Origin of the sequence: Psychrobacter halodurans (genome assembly GCF_017498075.1) — a bacterium.
In the GTDB taxonomy this organism is placed as follows: Bacteria; Pseudomonadota; Gammaproteobacteria; order Pseudomonadales; family Moraxellaceae; genus Psychrobacter; species Psychrobacter celer.
The window spans coordinates 56,344-76,660 of the sequence record NZ_JAGBKN010000009.1 but is presented as its reverse complement, the minus strand read 5'-3'; the positions used below and the strand labels follow the sequence as shown (position 1 = coordinate 76,660).

The 20,317-nt window shown below is 45.5% G+C and carries 20 protein-coding genes; 18 read left to right on the top strand and 2 right to left on the bottom strand.

Translation table 11 applies throughout. The annotated features are described in order from the left end of the window. The first annotated feature begins 210 nt into the window (after positions 1 to 210). The 13 genes from J3491_RS05955 (at position 211) to J3491_RS05895 (ending at position 13,157) form a co-directional block, all read left to right on the top strand. Positions 211 to 1,098, top strand: a complete 888-nt coding sequence (locus J3491_RS05955; RefSeq protein ID WP_207969505.1) for a metal ABC transporter solute-binding protein, Zn/Mn family — start codon at positions 211 to 213, stop codon at positions 1,096 to 1,098. Positions 1,099 to 1,510: 412 nt separating this feature from the next. Then, the gene (locus J3491_RS05950) at positions 1,511 to 1,909 is read left to right on the top strand and encodes an ATP synthase subunit I (RefSeq protein ID WP_075101876.1); all 399 of its coding nucleotides are present in this window, start codon (positions 1,511 to 1,513) and stop codon (positions 1,907 to 1,909) included. Between the two features lie 718 nt (positions 1,910 to 2,627). Further along, positions 2,628 to 3,494, top strand: coding sequence for a F0F1 ATP synthase subunit A (gene atpB, locus J3491_RS05945; protein ID WP_207969504.1), 867 nt, complete (start codon positions 2,628 to 2,630; stop codon positions 3,492 to 3,494). Between the two features lie 33 nt (positions 3,495 to 3,527). Next, the gene (gene atpE, locus J3491_RS05940; protein WP_010197960.1) at positions 3,528 to 3,776 is read left to right on the top strand and encodes a F0F1 ATP synthase subunit C; all 249 of its coding nucleotides are present in this window, start codon (positions 3,528 to 3,530) and stop codon (positions 3,774 to 3,776) included. Between the two features lie 117 nt (positions 3,777 to 3,893). Then, on the top strand, positions 3,894 to 4,364 hold the full coding sequence (locus J3491_RS05935) for a F0F1 ATP synthase subunit B (protein WP_075101878.1): 471 nt from the start codon (positions 3,894 to 3,896) through the stop codon (positions 4,362 to 4,364). A 13-nt stretch (positions 4,365 to 4,377) separates the two neighbouring features. Then, on the top strand, positions 4,378 to 5,001 hold the full coding sequence (locus J3491_RS05930; protein ID WP_192993456.1) for a F0F1 ATP synthase subunit delta: 624 nt from the start codon (positions 4,378 to 4,380) through the stop codon (positions 4,999 to 5,001). A 93-nt stretch (positions 5,002 to 5,094) separates the two neighbouring features. Then, a complete protein-coding gene (gene atpA, locus J3491_RS05925; RefSeq protein ID WP_075101880.1) occupies positions 5,095 to 6,639 on the top strand; it encodes a F0F1 ATP synthase subunit alpha in 1,545 nt (514 codons plus the stop codon). 210 nt (positions 6,640 to 6,849) lie between these two features. Continuing rightward, positions 6,850 to 7,731 (top strand): F0F1 ATP synthase subunit gamma, encoded by an 882-nt coding sequence (atpG, locus tag J3491_RS05920; protein WP_075101881.1) that lies wholly within the window; start codon positions 6,850 to 6,852, stop codon positions 7,729 to 7,731. A 38-nt stretch (positions 7,732 to 7,769) separates the two neighbouring features. Then, positions 7,770 to 9,203, top strand: a complete 1,434-nt coding sequence (gene atpD / locus J3491_RS05915; protein WP_075101882.1) for a F0F1 ATP synthase subunit beta — start codon at positions 7,770 to 7,772, stop codon at positions 9,201 to 9,203. 104 nt (positions 9,204 to 9,307) lie between these two features. Continuing rightward, positions 9,308 to 9,724, top strand: coding sequence for a F0F1 ATP synthase subunit epsilon (locus tag J3491_RS05910; protein WP_207969503.1), 417 nt, complete (start codon positions 9,308 to 9,310; stop codon positions 9,722 to 9,724). Positions 9,725 to 10,322: 598 nt separating this feature from the next. Further along, entirely contained in the window at positions 10,323 to 11,039 is a 717-nt protein-coding gene (locus J3491_RS05905; RefSeq protein ID WP_071002805.1) for a response regulator, read from the top strand. Between the two features lie 198 nt (positions 11,040 to 11,237). After that, on the top strand, positions 11,238 to 12,926 hold the full coding sequence (locus J3491_RS05900) for an ATP-binding protein (protein WP_207969502.1): 1,689 nt from the start codon (positions 11,238 to 11,240) through the stop codon (positions 12,924 to 12,926). A 51-nt stretch (positions 12,927 to 12,977) separates the two neighbouring features. Then, entirely contained in the window at positions 12,978 to 13,157 is a 180-nt protein-coding gene (locus J3491_RS05895; RefSeq protein ID WP_075101885.1) for a hypothetical protein, read from the top strand. A gap of 52 nt (positions 13,158 to 13,209) precedes the next feature. On the opposite strand, the gene J3491_RS05890 is transcribed toward J3491_RS05895, so the two are convergent. Then, a complete protein-coding gene (locus J3491_RS05890) occupies positions 13,210 to 14,700 on the bottom strand; it encodes an ATP-binding protein (RefSeq protein ID WP_207969501.1) in 1,491 nt (496 codons plus the stop codon). 250 nt (positions 14,701 to 14,950) lie between these two features. Here J3491_RS05890 and rpsP point away from each other — a divergent pair, with 250 nt between their 5' ends. From rpsP to rplS, 4 genes are all read left to right on the top strand, one after another. Continuing rightward, complete coding sequence (gene rpsP, locus J3491_RS05885) at positions 14,951 to 15,220, top strand: 30S ribosomal protein S16 (RefSeq protein WP_075101887.1); 270 nt, start codon at positions 14,951 to 14,953, stop codon at positions 15,218 to 15,220. 190 nt (positions 15,221 to 15,410) lie between these two features. Next, entirely contained in the window at positions 15,411 to 15,944 is a 534-nt protein-coding gene (gene rimM, locus J3491_RS05880) for a ribosome maturation factor RimM (protein WP_207969500.1), read from the top strand. A gap of 129 nt (positions 15,945 to 16,073) precedes the next feature. Next, the gene (gene trmD / locus J3491_RS05875) at positions 16,074 to 16,838 is read left to right on the top strand and encodes a tRNA (guanosine(37)-N1)-methyltransferase TrmD (protein WP_207969499.1); all 765 of its coding nucleotides are present in this window, start codon (positions 16,074 to 16,076) and stop codon (positions 16,836 to 16,838) included. Positions 16,839 to 17,042: 204 nt separating this feature from the next. Then, entirely contained in the window at positions 17,043 to 17,465 is a 423-nt protein-coding gene (rplS, locus tag J3491_RS05870; RefSeq protein ID WP_075101890.1) for a 50S ribosomal protein L19, read from the top strand. A gap of 290 nt (positions 17,466 to 17,755) precedes the next feature. Here rplS and J3491_RS05865 read toward each other — a convergent pair whose 3' ends face one another. Beyond that, the gene (locus tag J3491_RS05865) at positions 17,756 to 18,316 is read right to left on the bottom strand and encodes a DUF4442 domain-containing protein (RefSeq protein ID WP_207969498.1); all 561 of its coding nucleotides are present in this window, start codon (positions 18,314 to 18,316) and stop codon (positions 17,756 to 17,758) included. A 440-nt stretch (positions 18,317 to 18,756) separates the two neighbouring features. Here J3491_RS05865 and J3491_RS05860 point away from each other — a divergent pair, with 440 nt between their 5' ends. Next, positions 18,757 to 20,283, top strand: coding sequence for a DUF3360 family protein (locus tag J3491_RS05860; protein ID WP_207969497.1), 1,527 nt, complete (start codon positions 18,757 to 18,759; stop codon positions 20,281 to 20,283). Positions 20,284 to 20,317: the final 34 nt, after the last annotated feature.

Below are 20,317 nucleotides of genomic sequence, written 5' to 3'. Positions count from 1 at the left end.
GCGTTTTCTATTGTTATAGTATAACATAATAAAATAAAATTACCGAGCAACCAAAATATTGAATAAGCAAGTAAATTGACCTGCCACTGTCAAAGGGTGATCTGATGGGGATGATCGAGCTGGGGTGATAGCAACCACAAAACGATATGTCCGATGCCCAGCATCTATATTTGCTTAACTTTTTACCAACTATATACCAAAGAGCTGACTATGAATCCAATGTTTTATGATTATTTGCGTGTCTATCCGATTTTGCAGCGTCTGCTAGCATCGCTACTGCTATGGTTGGGGCTGGCCTGTGTGAGCGCGCATGCAGCCACCGTCAGCGTCAGCAACTATCCGCTGTTTTTATTGAGTGAGGCGGTGACCGAAGGCGCGCCGTCTGCCAAGCGGCTGCTACAAGCCGGCGAAGTCGGGCATCATGGCAGTATCAGCCCTGGTGATATCAAGGCAATACGCGACAGTAAGTTTGTGGTTTGGTTTGGTGAGCCGCTAGAAAACAACTTGGCCTCAAGCTTAAAGACAGCGCCTAATGCCATTGCCTTATTTGAGTTTGATGCCTTTAATCGTCATCCGCTACGTGATGTTCAAGGCAAACCCATCGCCGGCACGCTAGACCCTCATATCTGGCTCGATCCTGATAATGCCAAAGCCATCACTCGTGCCTTGGCTGTTATCCATAGCCATGCCAATCCGCAATATAAAAACCTTTATCATGCCAATGCACAAAAATTCGCCCAGCGTTTAGACAGTGCGGTGGCCGCCGCCAGCTTTGATAGCACAAAAACTCCCTCACCCTACTGGGCTTATCATGATGCGTATCAATATATCGAAGACAGCATCAATTTACAGCTCATTGGTAGCTTGAGTGTCGATCATCACTTAGCACCAAAAGTCAGTCAATTACGCCGGTTAAATGAGCAGCGCCCAACCAAGCGAATGTGCTTGGTCAGTCCAAATGCACCTGCCAAAGGCTTGCTGGCCAAATTACAGCCCGTCAGTACCACAGTACAAGCAGAAGACATGAGTAACAGCACAGACTTTATCAGGGGCTGGCAAACGATGGCGCAGCAAATCCATCAGTGTATCGATAAATAAACGCAATAACGCTCAAATATCTGACAGACTTATACCATTGGTTTGTATGATTGACGGCTATTATACAAATGCCACAGTATGTTTTAAGGCATCTGTATTTAAGCTATCTGAAAAATAGTCGCTCGACGATAAGATAAGCATAGGAGCACGCTGGTATAGCGCCGCTCCCTTTATTTAGGATGAATGATAACGGGCACAGGCTTGCCGCTCTTGATGGTAGTCATGAGCAGTGATTGGGGTAGGGGAGGGATAAAAGGTAGATTTTGCTTGCTTAACGGCTGCAGCCTCCTTATAATAAGTGGCGTTTTATTTTGGTTAAAAGGTAACACCTGTAGAGTGAGTCATTCACGGATAAAAAGGTCGCAAGTATTTTTGCTGCCTTATCCCAATGCTATAAGGCTATAGGCGTACCATGACCAAACCTGCCAAACGCACCCAAAAAGACAAGATTGGTATTTATATCAAACGCCAAGCCTGGCTGTTATTTATCTTGATCATTGCCGCTTGGATGATAGATATAAGCTGGCTACATAGTCAGCTCATCATCGCAAAGAGCACCGCAATCGGTGCACTACTGAGCTTTATTACACAAGCTGTATTTGCTTTTTTTGTTTTTTGGTACACCGGATATCGCGCGCGCAGACACATTGTCAGCCAGCTATATCGAGGTCAGATGGCCAAATGGCTATTGACTGTGTTTGGTTTTGCACTAATTTTTATTACCGTACAACCCCTATCTGCGCCAGCGCTGTTTATCGGTTTTATGGTAATGCAAATTAGTCACAGTTGGATGTTGTGGCACATACGCTAGTGCTGGTAGCTCATGATGGTATCGATGATGATCTATCTGCGATGGTTACTGATTAAATAGTACTAGGCAAGTCACCCTGCCGTCCAATTTCTCTATGACTGATTCTATAAAGTCAAAAAATGACATGTGCTTTATTTCTATTGATATGATTTTTATCGATAGGAATATAAAGATAGCGATATAGGCGACGAAGATTCATTGATAAGCGCAAAATGACGATTAAAACAACACAACGTCTCAATAAGCTTTGGGTTTAGTATTAAATATTTCTACCCAGCAAATGAAGCAAACCTATACGACTAAAGGTCAGTGGCCGCTAACTTATTCATACGGCGGATAAAAAAGTCATAATTGACTTTACACGAATACAACGCTGCATTAATATAGGCAGCTAAATATTTTGCTTATAAGCGCCGAATTGAGCGATAGCTACAAAAATGTGGCAGTAAGCAAGCACATATATAATAATTTTGCGTATACATGCAAGGGCTATTACTGAATTATCATAAGCCCTTTTTTGATAGCTAAAATTTAACTTACGCCATCAAACATCGCATCGTAATAGAACTATGGGTTGGATGTTATTGGTTACATGAGTGCTTTGGTTTGTTCTATATATTTGCTTAATCGCAACATACATAGAAAGACCACACCTCATCAGATGACAACCATATTTTTGGTAGTTGATTAAATCGTTGATTAATAAGAAGCTTACATTATGGCATCCGAGCAAACATCATCAGAATATATCTCTCACCACTTAACGAATTGGACGTACGGTTACCTGCCGGGCGAGGGCTGGAAAGTTGCTTATACTGCTGAAGAAGCAGGGCAAATGGGCTTTAACGCTATCCATCTTGATTCTATGCTATGGTCAATTGGTCTGGGTATTTTATTTTGTGCCATCTTTTGGATGGTTGCCAAAAAAGTCACCTCAGGCGTGCCAAGCAAGACGCAAGCTGCGGTTGAGATGATCGTTGAGTTTGTTGATAACAACGTGCGCGATTCATACAGTGGTACGTCAAAACTAATTGCGCCTTTGGCGTTGACTATTTTTGTCTGGATCTTCTTGATGAACTTGATGGATCTATTGCCTATCGACTTTATTCCAAGTCTGGCAGGGCAGATCGGCGCTATGATGGGCCATGATCCACATCATGTGTTCTTCAAGATTGTTCCAACGACTGATCCTAATATCACGCTTGGCATGTCATTCTCTGTCTTTTTGTTAATTCTTTTTTATAGCATCAAAGAGAAAGGCGTGGGCGGCTTTATTGGTGAGCTAACGCTGCATCCATTTAGTGCCAAGAATCCTATCTTACAAATTATTTTAATCCCCATCAACTTCATCTTAGAAGCCGTTACCTTAATTGCAAAGCCTGTCTCATTAGGTTTGCGTTTATTCGGTAACATGTATGCTGGGGAATTGATTTTCATACTGATTGCTCTAATGCCGTTTTGGATTCAATGGGCGTTATCGGTACCGTGGGCTATCTTCCACATTTTGATTATTACACTTCAAGCGTTCGTATTTATGATGCTCACGATAGTTTACTTGTCGCTTGCATCATCAATTGAACATTAATTAGACATTCAATAGGTAAATGAGGATACATCAATGGATCCAGTATTAGGTGGTTACACAGTTATCGCAGTAGCGCTACTTATCGGTCTTGGCGCACTTGGTACAGGTATTGGCTTTGCTATTCTAGGTGGCAAGTTCTTAGAAGGTGTTGCACGCCAGCCAGAGCTTGGCTCTCAGTTGCAAACTCGTATGTTCATCGTAGCAGGTCTTCTTGATGCTATTCCGATGATCGGTGTTGGTATTGCTATGCTGTTGTTGTTCGCTAACCCTCTAGCAGGTTAATCCGAAAGCTCAGTTGTAAATGTTTGGTATTCAAAGATTTATTATCCAATATAGTCAAGATTTGACTGCCAAACATGATCAATGAAACTGATTTTTCATTAACAAAGAGGTGATCACGTGAATATCAATTTTACCCTCGTCGGTCAAGCCATTGCTTTTGCAATATTTGTGATTTTTTGCATGAAATTCGTGTGGCCACCACTTATCGGGGCCATTAATGAGCGTCAGCGTAAAATCGCTGAAGGCTTGAATGCCGCAGAAAAAGCAAAAGCAGACTTGGCGACCGCAGAGCAAGATGTCCAGCAGGAGCTTGATCTTGCGAAGACTAAAGCCGCGGCTTTAATCGAGCAAGCCAACAAGAGTGCCAACCAGCTTGTCGAAGATGCAAAAGCGCAAGCGCAAGCAGAAGGTGAGCGCATTCGCCAACAAGCACAAGCATCTATCGACCAAGAAATCAATCAAGCGCGTGAATCATTACGTGCGCAAGTTGCTGAACTGGCTGTACTTGGTGCTGAGAAGATTTTGCAAGACAAAGTCGATGAGCAAAAACATGCCAGTATGTTAGACCAACTGGCGGCGAAGCTGTAATTGTGAGGATATCATGGCTGACTTATCAACCTTAGCACGACCGTACGCTAAAGCCGCGTTTGACTATGCCAACGAAAATGGTGTGGTAAATGAGTGGGAAAACTTCTTATTTATTGCCAGCCGCGTTGTCAATGACAAGTCGTTCAGTACTTGGCTGGACAATCCAGCTGTTTCTGCTGAGCATAAGTCAGCTGCTTTGGTCGATCTTTATGATACACAAGTAGCGGGTTCTAATGACTCTGCTTTTAAGCAGCTATTAGATAAGAACCAAGGTGCTCAACCAAGCGCTGACACCAGCTATCCTAAAGTATCAGTAGCACTTAGTAACTTCGTTAAACAGTTATCAGAACAAGAGCGTCTGGCGCTGCTTCCTGAAGTTTATGAGCATTATCGCCGTCACAAGGCAATAAGCTTAAAGCAGCTTGACGCATATGTGACCTCTGCCTATCCATTGACCGACGCCCAGCGTGAAACGATTCAAACACGTCTTGCTGCCTCGTTAAATGCGAGTGTGGTGATTCACGAGTCGGTCGATCCAAGTCTATTGGCAGGCGCTACGATCAAAGTCGGTGACAAAATCATTGATGATTCGATGCGCGGCAAGTTACAACAGTTAAAAACACAGCTAACTGCCTAATGCCACTCAGTAGCGCAGCCAAATAAAATCTGCGTGAGCGTAAGAGCATTTAAGTCAGTGGGCGGGTTATCATAAATTAAAGGAAACAAGGCAATGCAACAATTGAATCCAGCGGAAATCAGTAACCTGATTAAGCAGCGTATTCAAGACCTTGATGCGGGTGCAACTGCAAAGAATGAAGGCACGATTGTCAAAGTATCTGACGGTATCGTGCAGATTCATGGTCTTGAAGATGCCATGTACGGCGAAATGATTGAGTTTGAAGGCGAAATCTATGGAATGGCGCTTAACTTAGAGCGTGATTCTGTCGGCGCGGTAGTACTTGGTGATTACCTACAGCTGCAAGAAGGTCAAAAAGCCTATTGTACTGGTCGTATTCTTGAAGTACCAGTAGGTCCTGAGCTGCTAGGCCGTGTTGTAGATGCCTTGGGTAATCCTATCGATGGCAAAGGCCCTATCGATGCCAAATTGACAGATAAAGTCGAAAAAATCGCTCCAGGCGTTATCGACCGTCAATCAGTCGATCAGCCAGTGATGACAGGTTATAAAGCCGTTGATACCATGATTCCAATCGGTCGTGGCCAGCGTGAGCTTATCATTGGTGACCGTCAGACTGGTAAAACCGCCATGGCCATCGATGCGATCATCGCCCAGAAAGCTTCTGGTATTAAGTGTGTATACGTCGCAGTCGGTCAGAAACGATCTACTATTGCCAACGTCGTACGTAAGCTTGAGCAAACCGGTGCGCTAGAATATACCACCGTTGTAGTCGCTTCGGCATCAGAGCCAGCAGCACTACAGTACCTTGCACCATACTCAGGCTGTACGATGGGTGAATACTTCCGTGATCGCGGTGAAGATGCCCTAATTGTTTTTGATGACTTATCAAAGCAAGCGGTTGCGTATCGTCAGATTTCACTCTTGCTACGTCGTCCGCCAGGTCGTGAAGCATACCCTGGTGACGTATTCTACTTACACTCACGCCTACTTGAGCGTGCATCACGCGTCAACGCTGATTATGTAGAAAAATTCACCAATGGCGAAGTGAAAGGTAAAACCGGTTCTTTGACCGCTCTGCCTATCATCGAAACCCAAGCAGGTGACGTATCAGCATTCGTACCAACCAACGTGATCTCAATCACTGATGGTCAGATTTTCTTAGAGTCTAGCTTGTTTAACTCAGGTATTCGTCCTGCAGTAAACGCTGGTATCTCGGTATCTCGTGTTGGTGGTTCTGCGCAGACTAAGATCATCAAAAAGCTCTCTGGTGGTATTCGTACCGCTCTGGCTCAGTATCGTGAATTGGCAGCTTTTGCTCAGTTTGCCTCTGATCTTGATGATGCGACTCGTGAACAGCTTGATCATGGTGAGCGCGTGACTGAACTGATGAAACAAAAACAGTATCAGCCAATGTCAATCTCTGAACAAGCGGCCGTTATCTATGCGTCAAACGAAGGGTTCTTAGCTGATGTACCGGTTGAAAAGATTGGTGCTTTTGAAGAAGCCTACTTACGCTATATGCATGATGAGCAAAGTGAATTGATGCGCGAGATTGATGACACTGCGAACTACAACGATGATATCGCAGGTCGTTTAAAGTCAGCAGTACAGACTTTTAAACAAAATCACAGTTATTAATTTAATGGGTTAAGCCGATCTGGTGATGACTGATCGTTTAAAAAGTGGCGCGTTGTCTGATACGCTTTTTGCTAAGACAAAAGCGCCACTGTCTTAACCACCGTCGGTATTAGATCGCGTTATGCACAAAATATTGCCTTTTTTAAAGGTGAGTGTTTATCAAATGCTGCATGCGCCAATGCTTTTTAACCCTCTTATATTGGAATCATTATGGCAAGCTTAAAAGAGATACGTGCCAAAGTCACCAGTATTAAAAGCACCCAAAAAATCACTCGCGCTATGCAAATGGTAGCAGCGAGTAAGATGCGCCGTGCGCAAGAGCGCATGGAAGTGGGTCGCCCGTATGCTGATAGTATGCGCCGGGTTATTTCACATTTGGTGCATGCCTCATCAGATTACAAACATCCGTATATGGAATCGCGTCCGGTCAATAAGGTTGGCTATATTGTCATTACCTCTGATCGCGGTCTGGCGGGTGGTTTGAATATTAACTTATTCAAAGCCTTATCTAAAAGTATCCAAGATTATCAAGACCAGTCTGTACAAACTGAGTTTGCAGTCATTGGCGCTAAAGGGGTGAGTTTTTTCAAAAACTTTGGTGGTAAAGTGACGTCAGCGGTGACTGACTACGGCGACAAACCAACGTTTGAACAGTTAAACGCACCAGTTCAGGCCATGCTTGAAGATTATAGTAACGGTAATATCGACCGTATCTATGTGGTATACAACCAGTTTGTAAATGCCATGACTCAAAAGCCTATAGTCAATCAATTAGTACCGCTACCAGAGGGTTCATTTGGTGACGAAGAGAGCGGCTTACAGACAGAGCTTAGCTGGGATTATATCTACGAGCCTGACATCAAGACATTGATTGATGAATTGCTTGGTCGCTATATCGAATCGATTGTCTATCAAGCGGTAATGGAAAACATTGCCTCTGAGCAGTCCTCTCGTATGGTTGCGATGAAAGCGGCGACAGATAATGCTGGTGACCTTATTAACGATTTACAGTTGGTTTATAACAAGCTGCGTCAAGCGGCGATTACCCGAGAAATCTCGGAAATCGTTGGCGGTGCTGCTGCTGTTTCATAATTGACTACACCTATATATAGAAGTTCAAGGAGAACGCAATGAGTAGCGGTCGTATTGTACAGATTATTGGCGCGGTTCTTGACGTTGAGTTTGACCGTAATGAAGTTCCTCAAATTTTTGATGCCTTGCAAGTAGATGGTACCGAAACCACCCTAGAAGTACAGCAACAGCTAGGTGATGGTATTGTACGTACTATTGCGATGGGATCAACTGAAGGCTTAAAGCGTAACTTGCCTGTGACTAACACTGGCGCGGCTATTTCTGTACCAGTTGGTACAGGTACGCTAGGTCGTATCATGGATGTTCTTGGTCGTCCTATTGATGAAGAAGGTCCAGTTGTCGCTGACGAGAAATGGTCGATTCACCGTGATGCACCAAGCTATGCTGAGCAGTCAAACAGCACTGAGCTGCTAGAGACGGGTATCAAGGTTATTGATCTACTTTGCCCATTTGCTAAAGGTGGTAAAGTTGGTCTGTTCGGTGGTGCCGGTGTTGGTAAAACCGTCAACATGATGGAGCTGATCAACAACATAGCTCTAAAACACGAAGGTCTATCCGTGTTTGCTGGTGTGGGTGAGCGTACTCGTGAAGGTAACGATTTCTATCACGAAATGCAAGAAGCTGGCGTTGTTAACACTGAAGACTTCAGTAAGTCTAAAGTTGCGATGGTATATGGCCAGATGAATGAGCCACCAGGTAACCGTCTACGTGTTGCCCTATCGGGTCTGACCATGGCGGAGTACTTCCGTGACACCAAAGATCCTGCCACTGGTAAAGGTCGTGACGTACTGCTATTTGTTGATAACATCTACCGTTATACACTAGCCGGTACTGAAGTATCAGCACTACTTGGTCGTATGCCATCAGCGGTTGGTTATCAGCCAACACTCGCTGAAGAGATGGGTCTGCTGCAAGAGCGTATTACCTCAACGCAATCAGGCTCTATCACTTCAGTGCAAGCCGTCTATGTACCAGCGGATGACTTGACGGATCCATCACCAGCAACGACGTTTGCTCACTTGGATGCGACAGTCGTACTAAGCCGTGACATCGCCTCACAAGGTATCTATCCTGCGGTTGATCCACTAGATTCAACCTCACGTCAGCTAGATCCACAAGTCATTGGTGAAGAGCACTATAACGTCGCTCGCGGTGTGCAAGAAGTGTTGCAACGCTATAAAGAGCTAAAAGACATCATCGCCATCCTAGGTATGGACGAGTTGTCAGAAGAAGACAAACTGGTTGTTTATCGCGCTCGTAAGATCCAGCGCTTCTTATCTCAGCCATTCCACGTTGCCGAAGTCTTTACTGGTGCGCCTGGTAAATATGTACCACTACGCGATACCATTGCCAGCTTTAAAGCAATCATCGCTGGTGAATACGATGACCTACCAGAGCAAGCGTTCTACATGGCTGGTAGCATCGAAGAAGTAGTGGCCAAAGCAGAAAAAATGAAATCTACTGCAGCGTAAGTTGCGTTAGCAATTGCTAAAAGGCAAGTGGGCTACTGTCTGTCTACTTGCCAGTAGATAACGCATCGCAGTTTTGATTGAGTTTTGATCGTAAGGAGTTAAATATGGCAACGTTACAATGTCGCGTCGTAAGTGCTCGTGAAGAGTTGTATTCGGGCGAGATCAGCATGCTAATAGCTACGGGTACCGAAGGCGAGATTGGTGTATTGCCAGGTCACACACCGCTTATTACTTTGCTAAAACCGGGTGCGATGCGCGTGCAAACACCAAACGGTGAAGAAGAAGTGATTTATGTTTCAGGTGGCGTTTTAGAAGTTCAGCCAAAGATGGTCACCGTACTGGCGGATACTGCCATGCGTGCACACAATCTTGATGAAAGTAAAATCATCGAAGCTCGTAGAAAAGCGGAGCAAATGCTGGTCAATCAGTCTGATACGGTTCAGACCAATGCCGCTTTGGCTTCTTTAGCGGAGTCTGTGGCACAGCTACAAACGATTCGTAAATATAAAAACCGCGCTTAATGTATTTTCTATCATACTAAGTAGCCTCTCTTATTTGGTATGGTTGGTAGTCATAAAAAACAGTCCATCATGGGCTGTTTTTTTATGTCTGTTATATAGGTTTGTCTATCATATATTCGGTATCAGCTAAAACCATATGACAAAAGTAATCAATATCGTGGTTTGCTGCTGACTTTATTAACAGAGATAAAAAGACACTGGCGACAATGAGCATATCTGGTTATATTAGAGACGATAGTATGTAAATGCTGCGTGAGCGTTGAAAACATGATTGCTATTGTCATAGGTGCTGAGCGATGCGTAAACAGTGATGCGTCAATGTCTATGCCAGTATTAAAGCGCTAAAAAAGTCTTTAAACCGTTAATTTGCATGAAAAAGGTAGAATCTTTGGACGTAAACTAAAGTTTTAATCATTATAGTTTATAGGTTTTGTTACTGACTATAGGCTATAGTATAGGAAGCCGTACGTTTAATAGTATACTGTGCTACCAAGTTGTAACAGCTATACAAACATCAATCGTGCCACAATATGGTGCTATTAATTTTACCGCTCTTACTTTTACTGCTTTTAAATGAGATGTATTAGAGGATATAACAATGACAACGACTGAAGAAGACAACACCCCCCGAATCTTGATTGTTGAAGATGATGAGCGTCTGGCCATGTTGACCCAAGACTACTTGGTCAAAAACGGTCTAGAAGTCGCCATCGAAACCGATGGCAATCGTGCGATTCGCCGTATCGTCAACGAACAGCCTGATATGGTGGTGCTTGATGTCATGCTTCCTGGTAGCGATGGGTTGACAGTGTGCCGTGAAGTACGTCCCCATTACCAGAATCCAATTTTGATGCTGACAGCCCGTACTGAAGATATGGATCAAGTACTCGGCCTTGAGATGGGTGCTGACGATTATGTTGCCAAACCGGCGCAGCCACGCGTCCTACTTGCTCGTATTCGTGCGTTGCTACGTCGCTCAGAAAACGCGCCATCAGAAGATGTGCCACAGCGTCTTGAATTTGGTGAGTTGGTCATCGATAATGGTGGTCGTTCAGTCACGCTTAGTGATGAGCTGGTAGATTTTACTAGCGCCGAATATGACCTATTATGGTTGCTTGCGTCGAATGCTGGTCGTATTTTATCACGTGAAGATATCTTTGAGCGCCTGCGCGGTATTGAATATGATGGTCAAGACCGCTCCATTGATGTGCGTATCTCACGTATCCGTCCAAAAATCGGTGATGATCCAGAAAACCCTAAACGTATCAAGACCGTCCGTAGTAAGGGTTATCTGTTTGTTAAAGAAGGCAACTAATCAGCTCACATCTGAGTGAAAACAGATTGTCTCGCATTCTCACAAAAAAACCAGCACCTTTGCTGGTTTTTTTGTGGCTAAATTTTAATTTTTAAACTTAAATACAGCGTTATGTGGTTTAATTAAGCCATCATAATGTAGCAGCACTATGCTGAGTACTATCAGCGGATTTTATTTACTAAGTTGGTCACGGCACGTATGTCATTAGTTTCTTCTTTAAAACACAGTATTTTCGTTCGGATTTATGCCGGGCTGCTTATCGTTTGTTTATGCGTGGCCTTGTTTGCGCAGTTATTGATGGACACCATCAATAAAGAGCGGGTGCAGTCCTATCGAGAAACCATGGCCAAAGGAGCGTTTCATTTGGTCAGTGAAGGAATTGCGCATCAGGACAATGAGCAGCAACGAGCGTATTGGTTATCAGATGCCAGTAGCTTGTTTGGCTCGACGTTTAGTGTCATACCGATTGATAAAGTGGACTTCACCGCCAGCGAGCTACGCCGTTTTGAAAATGACAATACCGTGGTTCGCTATAACAATCAGCCGGTATATGCAGATGTTTATTATCGTCTGCCCGACAGCCAGAGCGTCTTGACCGCGAGGGTGTCACAGGTGACCGAACAGCAAGTGCGTGCTATTGCTGTGTTTTTGTTAGATGATTTGTCTTATCACATGACTTTATCGGATAAGCGTGCACGCCTCGCTGAGCTAGAAGACAAGTTTTCTTTTCCGCTTGCGTTTCAGGCGGTCAACACCCTCGATCTGGATTCTGATCAGATAGCGCGTTTGCGCCGTGATGAGGTGGTCATCTCTTTGCAGGATACCAACAGTAGTAAGAGCAACTCAGCGATCAGAGTGATAGTGCCCTCCGAAATCAATGACATGGCTATCTTGATCGGCCCGGTTCCTTTGTTTAACTGGTTTCCGCTCAATCTGACCATCAGTATGATTTTGATCAGTATGTTCCTTATTAGTTTGGGTGTGTATGCGCTGATTTTTCCGCTTGAGCGTAAGCTACAACTGATACAAGTGGGCGTCAACGAAGTCAGTAAAGGCAACCTAGATATCCAAGTACAGGTCATCGGCCAAGATGAGATTGCACGTTTGTCAGCGACATTTAACGCCATGACCTCACATATCAAACGTTTGATTGAGTCACAACGTGAGCTGACACGCGCGGTCTCGCATGAGCTGCGTACGCCTGTTGCCCGTATACGGTTTGCCGTCGATATGCTGGCCGATACCGATGATGAGGACTCGCGCTTTATGCAGCGTGACTATATCGATGAAGATATTGAGTCGCTAAATGGTTTGATTGACGAGATTTTGACGTATGCCAAGCTAGAAGAAGGCTCACCAAAGCTTGATCTAGAGCCTGTCAATCTTCGAGAGCTGCTAGAGCAGGTCGAGCGCGAAACCAATGCGCTAGGTAAACCCATCAAGATAGTGACCAAACTCCCCAGTGCGAAGGTCACGGCAGTGGCTGATAAGCGCTATTTACACCGTGTCATTCAGAACTTGGCTGGCAATGCCCTACGCTATGCAGAAACCACTATTATCATTAGTGCTGGCGTCAAAAAGGGCAATGCCTTTGTTAGTGTCGAAGATGACGGTCACGGCATCCCAGAAGAAGACCGCGAAAAGGTGTTTATCCCATTTTCGCGCTTGGATGACAGTCGCACCCGTGCATCGGGTGGCTATGGGCTTGGTCTGTCTATCGTTTCGCGCATCGCCTTTTGGTTTAACGGCAGTATGAAGGTAGATGAAAGCCGTGAGCTTGGTGGCGCGAGGTTTATCATGACTTGGCCGATTAAGCCCTTGACGCAGATATTGGCGGCAGATGAGTTGACGCAAGAAAGAAGTGAGCGTGATATTGAAAACCAATGATAAGCAAAGACAGCCAGTGCTCAGCAGAGCAATAGTAGAGGAGGGCAAAGGATGCCATACTTATTTGGCGGGTTGGTGATAGTAAATGCGATTACCTTGGGGTATTATTTATTTGTGCAGCAACCGAGCAGCACTCAGACCGTAGAGGCGGCCAAAGCTGAGATTACCCAGCCGCTGGCCTTTACCAATAGTGCTAAGTACATCCCGCCAGTGATTGGCAGCAAAGACTGAGATTTAAGACCAAGGGCCGGCTTGAGTCTGCCCCTAATCCTAACCCTAACTTTTAAGGGTAAGGCGGCGTGTCTGTGGCGTGTTTCTCATCAGATGGCTCTGAGGTAGTGGGCGTATCGGCGGCTAAGGTTTCATCGCCAGCCACCTTAGAGAGTAGCGGGATACGTACGCACACTTGTAAACCGCCATCAGGGTGATTGATGGCCTCAACCGTACCATGATGTAACCCTGCAATACGGCTGACGATGGCTAAGCCTAGACCACTGCCTTGTGTGGTACGTGCCGTCTCGCCACGCTCAAATGGTTGCATGATTCGCTCTAATTGGTCTTCTGCCACGCCATCGCCGCAATCGCGCACACAGATTACCAATTGTTCTTGTGCTTCTTGGTTTACCACGTTTTCCGTCACCACATCGGTTTCTTCATCTACAGCGGTTTCGACAAAGGTCGGTATGACGGTTGCCGATAGATAAATGGGCGGTTTTCCGTAGCGATTGGCGTTATTTACAAGGTTGATAATCAAACGTTTGATAGAAAGCGGCCTGACGGGTACCACTTTATGGCACTCAGATTGATATATAAACTCCATTGGCGCAAATTGCACCATGATTTCATTAAATATGGTGTCTAGGTTGGTCAGGCTCACAGGCTCATCAGAGCCATCTTTCATAAACGAGATAAACTGCTCCAAAATAGCATCCATATCTTCAATATCATAAATCAGCCCTTCACGAAAAAAATCATCCGGCAGCATCTCGGCGGTCAACCGCATTCGGGTCAGCGGTGTCCGCAAATCATGTGAGATACCGGCGAGCATGATGGTACGCTCTTTTTGTGCTTGGCTGAGCGTGGTAAATAGTCGATTAAAGGCCATATTGACCTGACGTATCTCTGTTGGGCCTTTTTGGGTGGGCAGAGTGGTGGCGTGACCAAGACGGATATAATTGGTCGCGGCGCGCTGCAGATAGCGCAGCGGACGGTTTAATTGCCGCGCCAGTAAAATAATGGTGAGCAAGGACAAGATAGGCAAGCCAATCAAAAATAACACCAGCAGACTTGGGCTATACTGTGAGTAATACACCACAGGCTCACGAATCCAAAAACTGTCGTCACGGCTGTCTTGTACCCATAATTGCGGCGTGGGCTTAAATTTAAAATACACCTCAACAGGTCGCCCTAATTGAGCGCCAATCTCTCGCTGCAACACGTCGGTAAAGACACCGACAAAGGCTTTATCAGCCACTTCCGGAAAGTCGCTTGGATTGTCCACCACCACCACATGCGAGTGCCGATAAATCCACTGGCGCACCTCAGGACGCGCTTGCCAATCTTTATTGACGCTATTCATCAGCTTTAGCTCGCTGGTCAAATAACGGGCATGATTTTTGAGCTCTGGCAAATACAGACTGCGCCAAAAAAACAAAATCGATAAACTGACACTGATCAGCACAATAAAGGCGACCATCAAAGTCGTCAGCCAAGTGTTGGAGTAAGAGCGCGCAAGCCAGCCTTTGCGACGGGTTGGCAGATTTGATGGAGTCATAACAATCCAATAGGTTACATGAGGCGTTATAAAGTATAGCGTTATTTGGTCTAGAAAGGATGTCATCCACCAAAAATAACGGCGCAATAGCAGAGGATTGCCATACGCAAATCCTAGAAGGATTTTACATCGATAGCCATTTAAGCTATTGTTAATAAATAATTAAATAAGCACAGTTTATGTTTTCAATAAATCAAGACTGTGATATAATTATGCCCTTTTTGGTATACCTGCGAAAGAGAGAATTCACATGGTTGTTATTCGTTTAGCACGGGGCGGTGCCAAGAAACGCCCATTTTATCAAGTAGTTGTTGCTGATCAACGCCGCGCGCGTGACGGTCGCTATATTGAAAACATCGGCTTTTTTAACCCACTCGCTAAAGAGTCTGAAGAAGCAGTACGCCTAAACATGGAAGCGTACAATGCGTGGATCGCCAAAGGTGCACAGCCTTCAGATCGCGTTGCTTCATTAGCAAAAGCTTATAGCAAGTCTGCCGCTCAAACTGAAGCCACTGCTTAAGTTTGTTGGTCGCTGAGGTGGTTATAGTTTGACTATGGCAATCTCAATAGACTTGAGAACACATAGCGTAACTGGTCTGACCAGGGTGCGCCATTAACTGTTTATCGCTTTTAACGCAGTTTTTAATGATTGTTGCTTTAATCGTGATTGTTTTACTTACCGTTTGTTAGTCATTACTAGGTTAGCCGTTATGTCATCTGCTCCAGCCGCTAATACCCTTATGAAAATCGGTCAGCTTAAAAAGCCTTATGGTATTAAAGGCTGGCTGTGGGTGTTTAGTGATACAGAGGATCGGACGGCGATATTTGACATGCAGCCGTGGTGGATGAAAACTGCCACTGGCATGAAGCCTTTGACGGTGAAAGCATGGCGTCAACAAGGCACAGGAATCGTCGCTCAGTTTGAGCAGGTACCTGATCGCAATGTTGCGGAGACGATGAACGGTGTGACCGTTTGGGTCGAGCAAGACGTCTTGCCAGAAACGGCTGAGGATGAATATTATTGGTCAGACTTGATCGACTTGCGCGTGATAAACGAGCAAGAAGAGTATCTGGGCGATATCACTGAAATGTTTGAAACTGGCGCGCATGACATCATGCGCGTGAAAGCAAACTCAGACAGCTTGGATGATGAAGAGCGCCTGATTCCATGGCACAAACAAACCGTTATTGAGGTCGATATGACTGAAAGAACGGTGCTGGTGGCATGGCCAAGTGACTATTAGTTAAATAGATATTAGTCAAATATCTATTAATCAAGTAGCTATTAAGCTAATAACTAGTAATAGTATGAGTAAGACAATTTTTTGGCGTTAGCGCCAGTATGATCATTGCGTCAATTAAGTAGATATCAGATGTATTTTGCCGTCATTAGTATTTTTCCTGAGATGTTTGCCACGATTCGTGATTTTGGTATCACTGGAAGGGCAGTCGCTGGAGAGCACGTGACGATTGAGTGCATAAATCCACGTGATTATACCACCGATAACTACCGCCGTATTGATGAGCGCCCGTATGGTGGCGGTCCTGGCATGGTGATGATGGCCGAGCCATTATCAAAAGCCATAGAGGATGCGCGCTTGCGAGCGAGTCAGCACGGCTGCCGTGTCGATAGTGAGCACTGTCCGGTGATTTATATGTCGCCACAAGGACAGACGCTCAGTGAGAGTAGTGTGGTCAGCATGGCCGAGTACGATGGCATGATTATATTGTGCGGTCGTTACGAGGGTGTTGATGAGCGCTTACTATCACAGTATGTCGATAGGGAAGTGTCATTGGGGGACTATGTGCTGACAGGCGGTGAGCTGCCTGCCATGGTATTGATGGATAGTGTGATACGCCGTTTGCCTGATATCATGGGCGATGATCAGTCCGCTGAGCAAGACTCGTTTGTCGATGGTTTGCTTGATTGTCCGCATTATACCAAGCCGCATGAGTTTGCAGGTATGAGCGTCCCTGAGGTATTACTCTCAGGTCATCATGCCAATATTGCTAAGTGGCGTTTTGCTCAGCAAGTCAGTCGTACGCAAGCGCGTCGGCCAGACTTATGGCAGGCGTTTACCCCCACGGCAGAGCAAGCGAAGTGGCTAAAGGCACTGGCAAAAACAGATAAAAAATAAGGGTTAACCTTTCGTTTTATCGTTTTTAAATTTGATAAACAGTTAAAAAATAAAATTTTGAGCAATAATAAAACGAGTCATCACATTGTGGCCGTTGGTTATAACCCATTTACGTTGCGTCTTTTTATAATAAGATGCAATTCATTATTACAAACAGGTGATATGCGTGAAGCCTCTATTATCTAATGTGAGGAGATAACTCTCATGAGCAACAAGCATCCATTGGTTCAGGTCATCGAAAACGCTCAATTGCGTGAACACCCAAGCTTTGCACCCGGTGATACCATTGTCGTACAAGTAAAAGTACGTGAAGGTGAGCGTGAGCGTCTACAGGCTTTTGAAGGTGTGGTCATCGCTAAGCGTAACCGCGGTTTAAACTCAGCATTTACCGTACGTAAAATCTCAAGCGGCGTCGGTGTTGAGCGTGCATTCCAGTTGCATTCACCACTGATCGATAGCATCGAAGTGAAACGCCGTGGTGCGGTTCGTCGTGCGAAACTATACTACTTACGTGAGCGCTCTGGTAAATCAGCACGTATCCGCGAAAAGCTTGGTGCTCGTCCAGCAGCTCAGAAAAAAACTGACGCTGGTGTTCCTGATGCGGTTGAAACAGCGCCAGGTATCTAAGCACAAGTTACGTGAGCACATACGTGATCATAAGTATCTAAGCGGTGCTCTGAGTCTTTGTTAGTCTGTGATTATCACCGCCAGCAAAGGCTCGGACGAGCATAGATACCAGCCCTTATTCATAGGTTTATTTATAAATAAGCGGGCCATACCAAAAAGACGAAACCCCAATCTATGCGATAGCTGGATTGGGGTTTTTGTATGGGCGTAACTGTATCCGCTGTGCTTGCTGAGTCTATTGTGCACATGGTCGCAAATACATGTGTGCCTATGAACGCAGATGCATGAGATTAGGCGCTATCAGCGGTGTCGATGCGTATGCTTTGATCCTTTGATTTACTGTGCTTGCGCAAACGGATATACAGTGTCTTGGTGACAGTGGCCACAACCTTTTGCTGCTCATCGACGATATCGACACTGTAGTCGCGAAATACCGCCCCTCCATCTTTAGCCAGCTCTTGAATGGTAATGATTTCAGCGCTCGGTATCTTCATCCTTGCGGTGACCTTGCTATGGCCTGGCGCGACAAAATCGATATGTGAGCTTTTGTCCCATACCACATAATGACTGCCCAATTGATGCATCAGCATGAGCATATAAAACGGATCGACCATAGAGTAGAGGCTGCCACCGAACTGGGTGCCGACGATGTTTTTATTCAAGCTATTCAAACCCATACTGACCACACATAAACCTTGATCGAGGCTGATATGCTCGATTTTGATGCCAGCTCCGACGTAAGGCGCGTAGGTGTTGATACGCAGTTTGAGTAAGTGCGGTGTCAACAATGGCATGATGCTTTGTTTGGCTCGACGCTTTAAGGTCTCAAAGTTGGTGGGTAGTAAGCTCATAAAGGAATCCTGTTACTTCATTTCGATTTTTAATTATTAAGTCAAATGGCTGACACCTGTTGCAGGGTATCTAGCGTGAAAGCTATTTATCATAAGTAAAAATCGTCTTGACCGCTAGGTTTAAAGCGTAAGTATGCCTCATTATAAATAAGATAAATGATGAATATATGCGGCAGCACGTCGCCTTGAGCATGGTCATTGCTAAGCAATTTGGGGTTGTTTTTCTAAAATAAATGATTGATAAGTTTGCAAAATTGATAACTTAAAACTTTAAGTTATCAATCAAACCGAGACGCATAGTATCTTTACATGGTTCCGCGCTCGCATTTCACTGTCCTGTGACATACAATAGCCTGCAATTTGTACTGCCCTGTGATTTTATCAAGTCACATCAGTGCAATGCCCGTCCATCGAAGCCTCAGTCGACATAAGGAAATGTGATGAGTAACACTCAGATCCCTGCCTCAGGGTCTACTCCGCCACCATCAAATCCATCCAATTACGACAGCGAGCCACAAGGCAGCTACCTTGATCTACACAAGCCCAGCTCAAGCTTTGAGAGTCGTGACGCCTATTTAAATCATGAACTACAAATCATGCAGCCCAAGCGCTGGCGGGTAAACTTGCCGTTTCGTGATTATCGTTTTGAGTATGAAGACACCATCCCTGCGATGGCCGCAACGATTGGTAAGGTCGTGATGGTAGGCGCTATTGCCGCTACGTTTGCAGGGCCGCTTGGGCTAAGTGATGCCTTTGTCCTAGAAAACGTGCGCTATGAGTTGTTAATTGTCGCTTTCTTTGTGATTTTATTCTCAGGGTTTTTGCTACCGACGGCCAACCTTGCTGGTACGCACGGGCCGCTGATCCCACTGATTCCTATCGTCGTTGCCGCTGGTGGTCACCCAATGGCCTTTGGCTTGCTAATCGGTGCTTTTGGTCTATTACTAGCCATTAGTAAAGGAGGCAGTCTGCTGGCAAACTTGACCAGTAAAGGTGTGTGTGGTGGTCTGCTGCTTTATTTGGGTTTTATTGGCACCCTCTCGCAGGTCAAAAATCTATTTGCATGGGCCGAAGGTATCGGCATGGCGCATATCGCCTTTGTGGTGATTTTACTGACCATCATCCTGTACGCGGTATTAGAAAACTTCCAAAAGCGCTGGCTGGCTGTACCATTAAGCTGCTTGCTCGGTGGCGGTGTGGCCTTTGCCATGGGCGCGCCCTTTGCTTTTGAGACAGCGCCTGGCCTGCCAAATATGAACCCGATGTACTGGTGGGGGGAGGACACGGGCTGGATGCTGGGTCTGCCGACGATTGAAAGCTTTGTGGTGGTATTGCCGTTTGCGGTATTGGCCGTCGCTATGTGGTCGCCGGATTTTTTGGGTCATCAAGTCTTTCAGAAGATCAGCTACCCAAAGCGTACCGAGCGCGTGCTGATGGATATCGATGACACGATGACCAGTGCTTCTATTCGTCAGGTCGCAGGCTCTGTCCTTGGCGGGGCAAACTTTGCGTCATCATGGGGTACGTATATCGTACCAGCGGCGATCGCCAAGCGTCCGATTCCAGCGGGTGCGGTACTCACAGGGCTGTTTTGTTTGATCGCTGGTATCTGGGGCTATCCGATGGATTTGGCGATCTGGGAGCCGGTGATGTGTGTGGCACTGATCGTCGGGGTTTTTATTCCACTGCTTGAAGCGGGGATGGAGATGACGCGCGAAGGTAAAACCACGCAGTCTGCTGCGATTGTGGTCTTTGCCTCGGCATTGGTCAACCCAGCCTTTGGCTGGTCGATTACCTTGGTGCTTGATAACCTAGGTTTGATTGGCTCAAAAGAGCGTAGTGCGAGCCTATCAAAGATGAGCCGCTGGATTATACCTGTCATTACCTTTGTGATATTGACTGGTGTCATGGCGGTGGTTGGGATGTTGCCGGGCATTCCTGCACTATTACCGAACTTCCGTCATTAGAAATTTTGCCTACCATAAAAAAGAAAAGCCAGCC